General features: G+C 53.5%; 15 protein-coding genes. 13 read left to right on the top strand and 2 right to left on the bottom strand.

The genetic code is table 11. The annotated features are described in order from the left end of the window. The first annotated feature begins 429 nt into the window (after positions 1 to 429). The 13 genes from rpoE (at position 430) to acpS (ending at position 11,980) form a co-directional block, all read left to right on the top strand. Positions 430 to 1,005, top strand: a complete 576-nt coding sequence (gene rpoE, locus EPIR_RS12855; RefSeq protein WP_023655861.1) for an RNA polymerase sigma factor RpoE — start codon at positions 430 to 432, stop codon at positions 1,003 to 1,005. Between the two features lie 30 nt (positions 1,006 to 1,035). After that, positions 1,036 to 1,689, top strand: a complete 654-nt coding sequence (gene rseA, locus EPIR_RS12850) for an anti-sigma-E factor RseA (RefSeq protein WP_023655860.1) — start codon at positions 1,036 to 1,038, stop codon at positions 1,687 to 1,689. Positions 1,690 to 1,691: 2 nt separating this feature from the next. Further along, positions 1,692 to 2,648, top strand: coding sequence for a sigma-E factor regulatory protein RseB (rseB, locus tag EPIR_RS12845; protein ID WP_023655859.1), 957 nt, complete (start codon positions 1,692 to 1,694; stop codon positions 2,646 to 2,648). Next, entirely contained in the window at positions 2,645 to 3,109 is a 465-nt protein-coding gene (rseC, locus tag EPIR_RS12840) for a SoxR-reducing system protein RseC (RefSeq protein WP_023655858.1), read from the top strand. Before rseB ends, rseC begins: the two co-directional genes overlap by 4 nt. A 246-nt stretch (positions 3,110 to 3,355) precedes the next feature. After that, complete coding sequence (locus tag EPIR_RS12835) at positions 3,356 to 4,120, top strand: antitermination protein Q (RefSeq protein ID WP_023655857.1); 765 nt, start codon at positions 3,356 to 3,358, stop codon at positions 4,118 to 4,120. A 283-nt stretch (positions 4,121 to 4,403) separates the two neighbouring features. Further along, positions 4,404 to 5,264 (top strand): hypothetical protein, encoded by an 861-nt coding sequence (locus tag EPIR_RS12830; RefSeq protein WP_023655855.1) that lies wholly within the window; start codon positions 4,404 to 4,406, stop codon positions 5,262 to 5,264. A gap of 280 nt (positions 5,265 to 5,544) precedes the next feature. Then, entirely contained in the window at positions 5,545 to 7,344 is a 1,800-nt protein-coding gene (gene lepA, locus EPIR_RS12825; RefSeq protein ID WP_023655854.1) for a translation elongation factor 4, read from the top strand. A 29-nt stretch (positions 7,345 to 7,373) separates the two neighbouring features. Continuing rightward, positions 7,374 to 8,330, top strand: a complete 957-nt coding sequence (lepB, locus tag EPIR_RS12820; RefSeq protein ID WP_023655853.1) for a signal peptidase I — start codon at positions 7,374 to 7,376, stop codon at positions 8,328 to 8,330. A gap of 138 nt (positions 8,331 to 8,468) precedes the next feature. Further along, positions 8,469 to 9,149, top strand: coding sequence for a ribonuclease III (rnc, locus tag EPIR_RS12815; RefSeq protein ID WP_023655852.1), 681 nt, complete (start codon positions 8,469 to 8,471; stop codon positions 9,147 to 9,149). Next, complete coding sequence (era, locus tag EPIR_RS12810) at positions 9,146 to 10,051, top strand: GTPase Era (protein WP_023655851.1); 906 nt, start codon at positions 9,146 to 9,148, stop codon at positions 10,049 to 10,051. The genes rnc and era overlap by 4 nt, the downstream gene beginning before the upstream one ends. 5 nt (positions 10,052 to 10,056) lie before the next feature. After that, positions 10,057 to 10,794 carry a DNA repair protein RecO gene (recO, locus tag EPIR_RS12805; RefSeq protein WP_023655850.1) on the top strand — a complete coding sequence of 246 codons (738 nt, stop codon included), beginning with the start codon at positions 10,057 to 10,059 and terminating at the stop codon, positions 10,792 to 10,794. A 74-nt stretch (positions 10,795 to 10,868) separates the two neighbouring features. Next, positions 10,869 to 11,597: a pyridoxine 5'-phosphate synthase gene (gene pdxJ / locus EPIR_RS12800; RefSeq protein ID WP_023655849.1), complete on the top strand. Its 729-nt coding sequence runs from the start codon at positions 10,869 to 10,871 to the stop codon at positions 11,595 to 11,597. A 2-nt stretch (positions 11,598 to 11,599) separates the two neighbouring features. Next, the gene (gene acpS, locus EPIR_RS12795; RefSeq protein WP_023655848.1) at positions 11,600 to 11,980 is read left to right on the top strand and encodes a holo-ACP synthase; all 381 of its coding nucleotides are present in this window, start codon (positions 11,600 to 11,602) and stop codon (positions 11,978 to 11,980) included. Here acpS and EPIR_RS12790 read toward each other — a convergent pair. Both EPIR_RS12790 and EPIR_RS12785 read right to left on the bottom strand, forming a co-directional pair. After that, entirely contained in the window at positions 11,977 to 12,231 is a 255-nt protein-coding gene (locus EPIR_RS12790; RefSeq protein ID WP_048697564.1) for a YfhL family 4Fe-4S dicluster ferredoxin, read from the bottom strand. The genes acpS and EPIR_RS12790 overlap by 4 nt on opposite strands. A gap of 55 nt (positions 12,232 to 12,286) precedes the next feature. Further along, positions 12,287 to 13,126 (bottom strand): MurR/RpiR family transcriptional regulator, encoded by an 840-nt coding sequence (locus EPIR_RS12785; protein ID WP_048697561.1) that lies wholly within the window; start codon positions 13,124 to 13,126, stop codon positions 12,287 to 12,289. Positions 13,127 to 13,133: the final 7 nt, after the last annotated feature.

Genomic DNA, 13,133 nt, shown 5'->3' with positions numbered 1-13,133 from the left:
AGCATAGCACGCTAATCAAGCAGAAAAAAATTTTCATGTACCGTGAGGTCTATCTAAAAAGATTTCAGGGCAAATTGAATCAGTTCGGCAGCGGCACCAGAACGAGGATCGGCCCGCTATTGCGTTTACTATCGCGAACGCTGCTCGGGCTGCGTGATTATAAGGTGAAATAAGAAGCGTGTTGCGTTACTCTGCGGGCGTCATCAGGCTGATACACGAATACCTTTCGTCAGCAACCTGAATAGAAATCGGCGAGAATGCAAAAAAACCAGCAGGTTTCTCTATCTCTGATGATGACAACACTTAATGATGGCGTAATGGAACTTTCCGCATGACAACGACTCATAACGCACGCTTGCTCGAAAAGATTGAGTCAACACCAGGATTTCGTTTACGCGTGGAACAAGATTGGGGGAGACCTTACCTCAGATGAGCGAGCAGTTAACGGATCAGGTTCTCGTTGAACGGGTACAAAAAGGGGACCAGAAGTCATTTAACTTACTGGTAGTTCGCTATCAGCATAAAGTGGCGAGTCTGGTGTCCCGCTATGTCCCGTCAGGAGACGTACCAGATGTAGTACAAGAGTCGTTTATAAAAGCCTATCGTGCGCTGGAATCATTCCGGGGCGACAGCGCTTTCTATACCTGGCTCTATCGGATTGCCGTCAACACGGCCAAAAATTATCTGGTAGCTCAGGGGCGACGCCCACCCACCAGCGATGTGGATGCTATCGATGCTGAAAATTTCGAAAGTGCAGGGGCGCTAAAAGAAATATCGAACCCTGAGAACTTAATGTTGTCAGACGAATTGAGAAAGATCGTTTTTCGGACCATTGAGACATTACCCGAAGATTTGCGTATGGCTATCACCCTGCGTGAACTCGATGGCCTGAGTTACGAAGAAATAGCCGTTATCATGGATTGCCCGGTGGGTACGGTTCGTTCCCGTATTTTTCGTGCCCGTGAGGCTATAGATAACAAAATTCAACCACTTATCCAACGCTAGCGATAGCGGACACAGGAAGGGTATTGAGGTATGCAGAAAGAACAACTTTCCGCTTTGATGGACGGTGAAACGGTTGACAATGAGCTGATGTCAGCGTTGTCCAGTGATGTCGTACTGCAAAAAAATTGGGAAAGCTATCATCTGATCCGCGATACGCTGCGTGGTGATATCCCGGCTCGGCTCGATTTTGATATCGCTTCTCGTGTGGCGGCCGCTATCGAAAATGAGCCAGCAAAAAATATCACCCAACTGATCCCGGAAGCACAGCCGCAGCCTGAACAGGTGGCTGCTATGCCGTTCTGGGCTAAGGTTCGTCCGTGGGCAGCTCAGATTACTCAGGTCGGCGTTGCTGCCTGCGTTTCTCTCGCGGTGATTGTTGGAGTACAGCAATATAACAAGCCGGTTATCGGGCACTCATCTGACGCGCCAGTGTTTAACACGCTGCCAATGATGGGACAGGCTTCGCCGGTCAGTTTAGGTGTTCCAACCGACAGCATGAACTCCAGCTTGAACAATACTAGTCAGCAGGTTCAGGATCAGCGCTTGCGCGTCAATGCCATGTTGCAGGACTATGAGCTGCAACGTCGCCTGAACGCGCAACAGTTGCAGTTTGGCCAGGGTTCCAACCAGCAGCAGGCTGCTACACAGGTTCCCGGTAATCAGTCATTAGGAATGCAGCCGTAGCAATGAAGCCGCTTTGGTGCGCCGTCAGCCTTATGGCTGGTAGCCTGATGTTCTCTTCTGTCGCCCCGGCTGCACCCGTGCAGTCCGGGGCGCTGTTACAACAGATGAAACAGGCCAGCCAGTCTCTCAGTTACGAACTTGCCTATATTAACGTTTCACGTTTGGGCATTGAGTCTCTGCGTTATCGCCACGCCGTCATCAACAACAAGGTCTTTGCCCAGCTGTTGCAGATGGATGGCCCACGCCGGGAAATCATTCAGCGCGGCAACGAAGTCAGCTATTTTGAGTCCGGTCTGGAGCCTTTCACCATGCAGGGCGACCATATCGTCGATTCACTGCCTTCGGTGATCTATGCCGATTTCAACCAGCTTTCTGCGGCCTATGATTTTGTCTCGGTCGGCCGCATGCGCATTGCCGATCAGCTGTGTGAGGTGATTCGTATTGTGCCGCGTGACGGCACTCGCTATGGCTATATTGTCTGGCTGGACAGTGAAACCAGGCTTCCCCTGCGCGCCGATCTGCTCGATCGGGACGGTGAAACGCTAGAACAGTATCGGGTGGTGAGCTTTGCCGTGGATGAAGGTGTGAGTAAGATGATGCAGGGGCTGGAAAACGCCAAATTGCCTGCGGTGCTATCGCTGCCTAAGGGCAACACCTTTACCTTCAAATGGCAAGCCGGGTGGCTGCCGGCAGGGATGAAAGAGGTGGCACAAAGCCGCCGTCAGCTCCCTTCACTTGACCGCCCGGTAGAATCACGTCTCTTCTCCGACGGTCTGTTTACCTTCTCTGTTAACGTCACGCTGGCAGATAAGACCAGTTCGCCCCAGCTGTTGCGCACCGGACGTCGTACTATGCAAACTGAAGTGCGTAATAATGCGGAAATTACCGTCGTAGGTGAAATTCCCCCTGCGACGGCAAAACGCATTGCTGACAGTATTACTTTAGGAACCGCGCCATGATGAAAGAATGGGCAACGGTGGTGTCGTGGCAGAATGGTATTGCTACGCTGCACGCCGAGATGAAAACCTCCTGTAACAGCTGCTCAGCGCGTAAGGGCTGCGGCAGCCATATGCTTGAGAAGCTGGGGCCAAAAAATGCGCATGTGATGAAAATCGCCAGCTCGGAACCGCTTATTCCCGGTCAACGTATTGAGCTGGGCATTGCTGAAGCCAGCCTGCTCAGTTCGGCTTTTTTGGTCTATATGACGCCATTAATCGGATTATTTGCTCTGGCTGGCGTGTTTCAGATGCTGTTTCACAGCGATTTGGCGGCTGCCAGCGGTGCGCTGTTGGGCGGCGTCGGTGGTTTTATTCTTGCTAAAGGCATCTCCGGTTTGCTGGGGCGTTCCGCTTCGTTTCAGCCGGTTATTCTCAGCGTAGCGCTGCCGCCTGACGTGTTACGTGTTTCCAGCGATAGCTGATGATTGACCTCCTGCCCGCGCATCAGCCTGCGCGGGTGGGGTTTCGCATTCCCCTCTGCTTGCTCCCACGCCTCTCCTCACCTTACCCCGCGTAAGAACAATACATTTTATCTGCCTGGCTTCAACTTTTGATCGGCGCATATACAGAGAGATCGATAAATTAAACCTGTCGAAACTGGAGGTATTCTCTTCAGTGCGGTTGGGGAAAGCGTACCCGGTACGTCGATACTTGGTAGGGAGCTGGCAATGAAAATCGAAAAAGCACTAAATTATTTTAACCCGAAAGGGCAGGCCATCATTGACGGCGCCTGCTCGACCAGTACTGAAAGACTGAGTCCCGCCGACGTGATGGCGGCACTGGCAATCTGTCAGGCCAGAACGCGTTTGGGTGTCAATGTCTGGCTGGGTAAGACGGGCATGAGTCAGCAGGCGAGTGAAGAGGTGATTAATCAACTGACGTGCTACGCGAGCAAGACCGCTTCGCCGTTACTCACTAAAGCAGCAGGCCGTAAAGTGGCTCAATGCATGAGGATTTTGGCCATCTTTGCCTGGCAGGATTACTCACGTTCTGCTGCCGACCGTAGCCCGTGCGGAGTCTGTCTTGGACACAGGGTGAATATCCCGGAGTTCGTCGTCAACCTGACTTCTGGCAATGCCGTATCGCACGCGACCGGTCGCAAATCGCAGCAGGGTGGAAAAGGCTGCACAAACTGTCACGGCAGAGGGACGGTCAGTATTCGTTGTCGCTGTAACGGCAGTGGCAGAGTAAGCGATATTGCCGTATCGAAACGGCAGGGGGCCTCGGTAGATAAAGTCTGCGGGTACTGCGGCGGGCGCGGGTTCAGACCAGTGCCGTCTGCGCAAGTTTTTCGCGCGATTCAACGTCTGGTGCCGGGATTAACCCAGTCATCCTGGTCGCGTAACTGGAAGCCCCATTATCAGCGTCTGATCGCTAAATGTGACGTTGAGGCCGGGCTGGCCGCCGCTGAATTTCGCAGAATTACGGCCTGAAAGGTTAAATATTGATCGAAACAGGTTGAATTGTGCATAAAAATGGATAATTATCGACCCAGAGTGGGATTTCAGTATCTGAATTGTCGCCACCGACTTAAAGGCTCCGCAAATGCGGGGCCTTTTTGCTTTTTGGCTCCCTGCTTTTCAGCCCCGGCTTCTTCCGGGGCTTTTTTGTGCCTGAAATTCACTCTTCAGACTCCTTCAGTCTGTCGGTGTTCAGCGCCGTTTTTACCGCTCAGTGCGGCTACACATCAACATCTCAATAAAGGCAATTAAACCTATGACCATCAATGCTAAGTTACTCTTGGCAGCCTCTGCGCTTGCCTTCTCCTCTGAGGTTGCATCAGTCGTGACACCACCCAGAACGGCTCACGAGATCACCGAGAATTACTATAACGACGCAAAAAATTGCGGCAGCGAAAACAAACCCGCATTTTTATGTTCCGGGGTATTGCTACGCGCAACCGCCACTTCGGATCACTATCACTCATGGGACCCCAGCCCGCAGTCGCAGGTCAGCGGCGGCGTGTCGTTTTCTTACCTCAGAAAGGATGCAAAGTTCACCCGACTGGCGTATGGCTATAAAAATGGCATGATTTTCTACCCGCATAATAAGGCTCCGTCGGATAAATATCAGATTGAGGTACTGTGCTCATTCCCGGTGGATGCGGATACGGTGAACCGTGATAACAAAGGGTGCGGCTATCACGCCTCTTATCCCGATTCGAGTCGCTCATGCCGGACGATGGGCATCCGCACTGCCCATGACTGGTATCAGCACTACAAAAGCACCGCTCATAATCCACAGCAGCATCAGTGTGGTTTCGATACGCAGGAAAGTGCGTCTGAAAATGGCCACTATTTTTATCAGTCAATACTGGCCAGAGACCTGATGGGTAATGCATTTCTGACGATTCAAAATGAGCTCCGGCTGGCCAGCTGGTCGCCTGGTATATCGGGAGCGCTCCCCCTCCAGGCTTTTTTTTATATTGATGGAGGGTTGAAAAATGCTCAGCACGATCAACGCGATTTCTATCAGCAAAGCGGCCAGGTCGTGCCTGTAATCAGGCTAACACTACCGACGTCATTATCTTCCGATGCCAAATTCAACTATCGGGAGGCCGATCAGGCGATTAAATAAGTCGTGAGATTTTCTTAAAGATGGCAAGACGCGAGTGGAACAGAGGATGCCCATTCGCGAGCAATAAGCGCCTGGTGTCTGTCACCAGACTCACCCGGCGCTTCTTTGTAAAACCCCGTGGCTATTTAGTTTATGCGCTTGTTGCCTTGTATTCTTTCGTGAGCGAAGCTAACAGTGTAATATGCTGGCACATTGATGGTGGGTGCAATGATAGAAATGTCCAAAGCCGTATCCACTGCGCAGAAACGAACGATTCAACTTGCGAATAAAATTCATATAAATGAAGCATATAAGAAACTTTTCAATCATCGCCCACATTGACCACGGCAAGTCAACGCTCTCTGACCGCCTGATCCAAATCTGCGGCGGTCTGACCGAGCGTGAAATGGCTGCCCAGGTGCTGGACTCAATGGATTTAGAGCGTGAGCGTGGCATTACTATCAAAGCGCAAAGCGTCACCCTCGATTACCATGCGAAAGACGGTGAGACTTACCAGCTCAATTTTATCGACACGCCGGGCCACGTAGACTTCTCCTATGAAGTGTCCCGTTCGCTGGCGGCCTGCGAAGGCGCACTGCTGGTCGTTGATGCCGGGCAGGGCGTGGAAGCCCAGACGCTGGCCAACTGCTACACCGCGATGGAAATGGATCTGGAAGTCGTACCGGTACTGAATAAAATCGACCTGCCGGCGGCCGATCCGGATCGCGTATCGCAAGAAATTGAAGATATCGTCGGCATTGATGCCACTGACGCGGTGCGCTGCTCGGCCAAAACCGGCGTTGGCGTACCCGAAGTGCTGGAGCGTCTGGTGCGGGATATTCCGCCACCGGAAGGCGATCCTGAAAGCCCGTTGCAGGCGCTGATCATCGACTCCTGGTTTGATAACTATCTGGGTGTGGTGTCGCTGGTGCGTATTAAAAACGGCACCATGCGCAAGGGCGAAAAAATCAAGGTCATGAGTACCGGCCAGATTTATAACGCCGATCGTTTAGGGATCTTCACGCCAAAACGCGTCGATACCGACGTATTGAACTGCGGCGAAGTGGGCTGGCTGGTCTGCGCCATCAAAGATATCCTCGGTGCGCCGGTGGGCGATACCCTGACGCTGGCACGTCATCCGGCGGAAAAAGCGTTACCCGGCTTCAAAAAGGTGAAGCCGCAGGTTTATGCCGGCCTGTTCCCGATCAGCTCTGATGATTATGAAGCTTTCCGCGATGCGCTGGGCAAATTGAGCCTCAATGATGCCTCACTGTTCTACGAACCGGAAAGCTCCACAGCGCTGGGCTTCGGCTTCCGCTGCGGCTTCCTGGGTCTGCTACATATGGAGATCATTCAGGAGCGCCTGGAGCGTGAGTACGATCTTGAACTGATCACCACCGCACCCACCGTGGTGTATGAAGTTCAGACCACCGAAGGCGAGACCATTTACGTTGACAGCCCGGGCAAGTTACCGCCGCTCAATAATATCGAAGAGCTGCGTGAGCCCATCGCCGAGTGTCATATGCTGCTGCCGCAGGAGTATCTGGGTAACGTTATCACGCTGTGCATCGAAAAACGCGGCGTGCAGACCAACATGGTTTACCACGGTAACCAGGTGGCGTTGACCTATGAGATCCCGATGGCTGAAGTGGTACTCGACTTCTTTGACCGCCTGAAGTCGACATCACGCGGCTATGCGTCACTGGACTATAATTTTAAAAACTTCGCGGCCTCTGACATGGTGCGTGTTGACGTGCTGATTAACAGTGAGCGCGTTGATGCACTGGCGTTGATCACACACCGCGACAACTCACAGTATCGTGGACGTGAGCTGGTGGAAAAGATGAAAGATCTGATCCCGCGTCAGCAGTTTGATATCGCTATACAGGCGGCAATCGGTAATCATATTATCGCCCGCTCAACGGTGAAGCAGCTACGTAAAAACGTGCTTGCCAAGTGTTATGGCGGTGACGTCAGTCGTAAGAAAAAACTGCTGCAAAAACAGAAAGACGGTAAGAAACGCATGAAGCAGGTGGGTAATGTCGAATTACCACAGGAAGCGTTCCTTGCTATTCTCCATGTCGGTAAAGATAGCAAATAAGCCCGGTTTCGGGCCGAGAGGAAATGGGAATGGCTAATATGTTTGCTCTGATTTTGGCGATAGCAACGCTTGTCACCGGCATTGTTTGGTGTATCGACAAATTCAAATGGGCACCTGCTCGCCGTGCGAAACGCGCTGCGGCACTGGCACAGGGCACGGCAGAAACCAAAGCGGATAAACAGCCGGGTTGGGTTGAAACCACCGCCTCGGTGTTCCCGGTTCTGTTAGTGGTATTTGTGGTGCGTTCGTTTATTTATGAGCCATTCCAAATCCCTTCAGGATCGATGATGCCAACACTGCTGATCGGGGATTTTATCCTGGTGGAGAAATATGCCTACGGTATTAAAGATCCGATTACGCAGACCACGCTTATTGCCACCGGGCACCCTAAGCGTGGCGACATTGCGGTATTTAAATATCCGAAAGAACCGAGCCTGGACTACATTAAGCGCGTGGTTGGCCTGCCGGGCGATCGCGTAACCTACGATCCGCAGAGCAAAACGGTATCGGTACAGCCGGCCTGCGCTGACGGTCAACGCTGTGACAGTGCGCTGCCTGTGACCTATTCTGACGTGCAGCAAAGTGATTTCATCCAGACCTTCAGTGGGTTTAGCGGCAACGAAGTCGGCAACGGCTTTTACCAATTGCCGCAGGGTGAGTCGATGCCGGGTGGGCTGCGTTTAGCCACCCGTAATGAAACGCTGGGCGATGTCACTCATCGTATTTTGCTGGTGACTCAGGCACAAAGCCAGTCGGGTTCTTACTATCAGCAACCGGGGCAGCCGCAGTCGAGCTGGGTCGTGCCCCAGGGCATGTACTTTATGATGGGCGATAACCGCGATAACAGCGCTGACAGCCGTTATTGGGGCTTCGTGCCGGAACGTAACCTGGTCGGCAAAGCCACCGCTATCTGGATGAGCTTTGACAAGCAGGAAGGAGAATGGCCAACTGGCGTTCGCCTTAGCCGTATTGGCGGTATTCATTGATGTTAGCCTTGGGTTAACATTGACTTAGGGTGGCCTGTCATTTTACAGGCCACTGCACACGAAACAGATCGTGTTGGTGTACTGGCTCAGCCCTGTTCCCTGTGCAGAATAATTGACGCATTCAGAAATTGGTAACGCATGAATCCCATCGTAATTAACAAGCTGCAGCGAAAGCTGGGCTACACTTTTACTCATCAGGAATTATTACAGCAGGCACTGACTCACCGTAGCGCCAGCAGTAAACACAACGAAAGACTGGAGTTTCTTGGTGACTCTATTCTTAGTTACGTGATCGCTAACGCACTTTATCAACGCTTCCCTCGCGTGGATGAAGGCGATATGAGCCGTATGCGCGCCACGCTGGTTCGTGGTAATACGCTGGCTGAAATGGCACGAGAATTTGACCTGGGCGAGTGTTTGCGCCTGGGGCCGGGTGAGTTGAAAAGCGGCGGCTACCGTCGTGAATCGATTCTGGCTGATACCGTTGAGGCGTTGATTGGCGGGGTATTCCTCGATAGCGACATCCAGACGGTGGAACAACTGATCCTCAGCTGGTACGCCAGCCGTCTCGATGAGATCAGTCCGGGCGATAAACAAAAGGATCCAAAAACGCGTCTGCAGGAGTTTCTGCAGGGTCGCCATCTGCCGTTGCCATCTTATCTGGTGGTACAGGTCAGGGGCGAAGCGCACGATCAGGAATTTACTATTCACTGCCAGGTAAGCGGCATGGCAGAACCGGTTGTGGGAACCGGCTCCAGCCGTCGCAAAGCTGAGCAGGCAGCGGCCGAACAGGCGCTGATTAAGCTGGGAATTGAATGAGCGAACAAACTACCCATTGCGGCTTTATTGCTATTGTAGGCCGTCCGAACGTTGGAAAATCCACCTTGCTGAACCAGTTATTGGGACAGAAGGTTTCCATCACCTCGCGTAAACCACAAACCACGCGCCACCGCATTATGGGCATCCATACCGAAGGGCAATATCAGGCCATCTATGTGGATACACCCGGCCTGCATATGGAAGAGAAAAGGGCCATCAACCGTCTGATGAACCGTGCGGCAAGCAGTTCAATCGGCGACGTCGAAATGGTGATCTTCGTCGTGGAAGGCACGCGCTGGACCGCCGACGATGAAATGGTGCTGAACAAGCTGAAGGATGGCAAGGTGCCGGTATTATTGGCGATCAACAAGGTCGATAACATTACTGACAAAAGCATCCTGCTGCCGCATTTACAGTTCCTTGGCCAGCAGATGAACTTTATGGACGTGGTGCCGATCTCTGCCGAGAAAGGCAGCAACGTCGATACCATCGCCAACATTGTGCGTAAGCGCCTGCCGGAAGCGGAACATCACTTCCCGGAAGAATATATCACCGATCGTTCACAGCGCTTTATGGCGTCTGAAATCATCCGTGAAAAGCTGATGCGTTTCCTCGGAGCCGAGCTGCCGTATTCCGTCACCGTTGAGATCGAGCAGTTCCTGACCAACGAGCGTGGCGGTCTGACCATCAACGGCCTAATCCTCGTGGAGCGCGAGGGACAGAAAAAGATGGTGATCGGCAACAAAGGCGCGAAAATCAAAACCATCGGTATCGAAGCGCGCAGAGATATGGAAGAGATGTTCGAGGCGAAAGTCCACCTTGAACTGTGGGTAAAAGTGAAGTCCGGCTGGGCGGATGATGAACGCGCCTTACGTAGCCTGGGCTATACCGACGACCTCTGATCCTGATGGAAGGCTGGCAACGCGCATTTGTCCTGCACGGACGTCCCTGGAGCGAAACCAGCCTGCTGCTTGATCTCTTCTCCGAGCAGCACGGGCGGGTGCGGGTGCTGGCGAAGGGCGCCCGCTCCAAACGCTCCAGCCTGAAAGGCGCGTTGCAGCCCTTTACTCCGCTGCTGGTGCGTTGGAGCGGCCGTGGTGAAGTGAAAACCCTGCGCTCTGCGGAGCCGGTCTCACTGGCTCTGCCGCTTGGCGGCACCGCACTTTACTGTGGCCTGTACGTTAACGAACTCCTTTCACGCGTGCTACAGCACGAAACCGCCTTCAGCGAACTGTTCTTCGACTACCTGCACTGTATCCAGACGCTGGCAGCCGATCCCGCTTCACCCGAACCGGCGCTGCGGCGCTTTGAGCTGTCGATGCTGGGCCATCTGGGTTACGGCGTTGATTTTCTGCACTGTGCAGGCAGCGGCGAAGCGATCGCCGACGGCATGACCTACAGCTACCGTGAAGAGAAAGGCTTTATTGCCAGCCTGGTGACAGGACACCGTAGTTTCACCGGTCGCCAGCTGCGTGCGTTATCAACACGCGAATTTCCTGATGCTGATACCCTGCGCGCAGCCAAGCGTTTTACCCGTATTGCCCTGAAACCCTGGCTTGGCGGTAAACCGCTGAAGAGCAGTGAGCTTTTCCGTCAGTTTCTGCCGAGAAAACCGGCAGACGCCGCGCCAGCAGCGGAAGAATAGCCTGCGATCGTACCCTTGAGAGCAGCGAACGTTGTACACTCGGAAAAACCTTTTGTGAACATGTGAGGATCCCCATGGCAGAGCTGTTGTTAGGCGTCAATATCGATCACGTTGCCACCGTCCGTAATGCCCGTGGCACCAACTATCCCGATCCGGTTCAGGCAGCGTTTGTTTCCGAACAGGCAGGGGCCGATGGCATTACTGTCCATCTGCGTGAGGATCGTCGCCATATCACCGATCGCGACGTGCGCATTCTGCGTCAGACCATTCAAACGCGTATGAATCTGGAAATGGCCGTCACTGATGAGATGGTCGACATTGCCTGTGAAATCCAGCCGCACTTTTGCTGTCTGGTGCCGGAAAAGCGTGAGGAAGTGACCACCGAAGGCGGCCTTGATGTGGCAGGTCAGCGGGATAAAGTGACTGCGGCGGTTAAGCGGCTTAACGCCGCAGGGATTCTGGTGTCGCTGTTTATTGATGCCGATCATAGCCAGATCGATGCCGCAGTGGCTGCGGGCGCGCCTTATATTGAAATTCACACCGGGGCCTATGCCGAAGCCCCGGAGGGACCCGCGCGTGATACGGAGCTGGCGCGCATTGCTGAAGCGGCGACATATGCGGCGGGCAAGGGTCTGAAGGTCAATGCCGGTCACGGTCTTACCTACCACAATGTGCTGCCAATTGCTGCATTGCCAGAGATGGTTGAGCTGAATATTGGCCATGCCATTATTGGCCGCGCGGTGTTTAGTGGTCTGGCCGATGCGGTACAAGAGATGAAGCAGCTGCTGCGAGAAGCTCGTTAATAATGGCTATTCTTGGTCTCGGTAGCGACATCGTGGAGATCGACCGCATCGCCGCAGTGATCTCCCGCACGGGTGACCGCCTGGCACGACGCGTGCTGAGTGAAAGTGAATGGCGGCAGTACCAGTCACATCAGCAGCCGGTGCGTTTTCTTGCCAAGCGTTTTGCCGTCAAAGAGGCGGCGGCTAAAGCGTTTGGTACCGGCATTCGTGGCGGTCTGGCATTTAATCAGTTTGAAGTTTATAACGATGAGCTGGGCAAGCCGGGGCTGCGTTTCTTGCAACATGCGCAAGAGATGGCGCAGAAGCTGGGCGTAGCGCATGTGCACGTTACGCTGGCCGACGAACGGCACTACGCCTGTGCCACGGTCATTATCGAGAGTTAACCAGCGGGATGCAGCTGCACAAATTTTTCCCATAGCCTGTCGGTGGTTTCAATGCGATGGGGATCGGTGATAATGGTGTGATCGATCGGGCAAACCTGCTGGCAGGTTGGGGCATCGTAATGGCCGATACACTCGGTACAGCGGTTGCTATCAATATGGTAGTACTCTTCCCCCATCGAAATCGCCTCATTCGGGCATTCCGGCTCGCACATATCGCAGTTGATACATTTTGGGGTTATTAGCAGCGCCATCATTCTCTCTGGTTAACATTATAAAGTGCGAGGGTATTATACGCGCACTCCTCGATCAAACCAGTTTTTTCACTAATGCTTCGCTGTGGCGAATATGGCTGGAGGCGCGTTCCTGATCGTGCTGGATCAGGGCCATAAACAGCAGGTCGGTCAGCGCCAGCTGGGCGGTCGTCGAGGAGATAGCGGCGCTGCGTGTGGTCTGCTCTTCCGCAACGGTATACAGGCAATAGTTGGCTGACTGTTGCAGGGTATTCGGGGTGAAGCCGGTAAAGGCCAGTACCGTAGCACCGATGCGCCGGGCTTCCTGTGCCGCCAGATTAATCTCACGCCGCTCTCCGGTATAGGAGATGGCCAGCAGCACATCGCCTACGCTCAATGCCTGCACGCTGGCTAGCAGCGCGTGCATATCCTGTTCTGCCACGGCGCTGATACCGATTTTCATCAGCTTCCAGGAAAAGTCCTTTGCCACTAGCCCGGACGCACCAACGCCTATCAGCACAATACGCCGGGCCTGCCTTAATAGACGCAGCGTCTCCAGCAGCATCTCTTCGCTGTTAATATCCAGCGTGGCGCGAAGGGCTGATGTTTTCTCCGTAAACAGCTTTTCACCGACTACCTTGAGCGCGTCGTCACTCAGAATGTGGTTGTGTACGGTGATGGCGTCTTTTTCCGCCAGCGATTCACTTAGCGCCAGCTTCAACGCGGGAAATCCCTTGTAGCCAAGTTTCTGGGCAAATTTCACCACGCTTGACTGGCTAACGCCCGACTCATCAGCCAGCTTCTGTGAACTCAGGTGGCGCGCATGCTCCGGCTGCGACAGCAGATAGTCAGCAAGGCGGCGTTCATTCATCGCCAGGCTGGGATAAAGCTGACGGATACGCAGCATTGAACTCATCTCTATT

This window comes from Erwinia piriflorinigrans CFBP 5888 (assembly GCF_001050515.1).
Lineage (GTDB): Bacteria > Pseudomonadota > Gammaproteobacteria > Enterobacterales > Enterobacteriaceae > Erwinia > Erwinia piriflorinigrans.
This window is presented reverse-complemented; position numbering and strand designations above follow the sequence as displayed.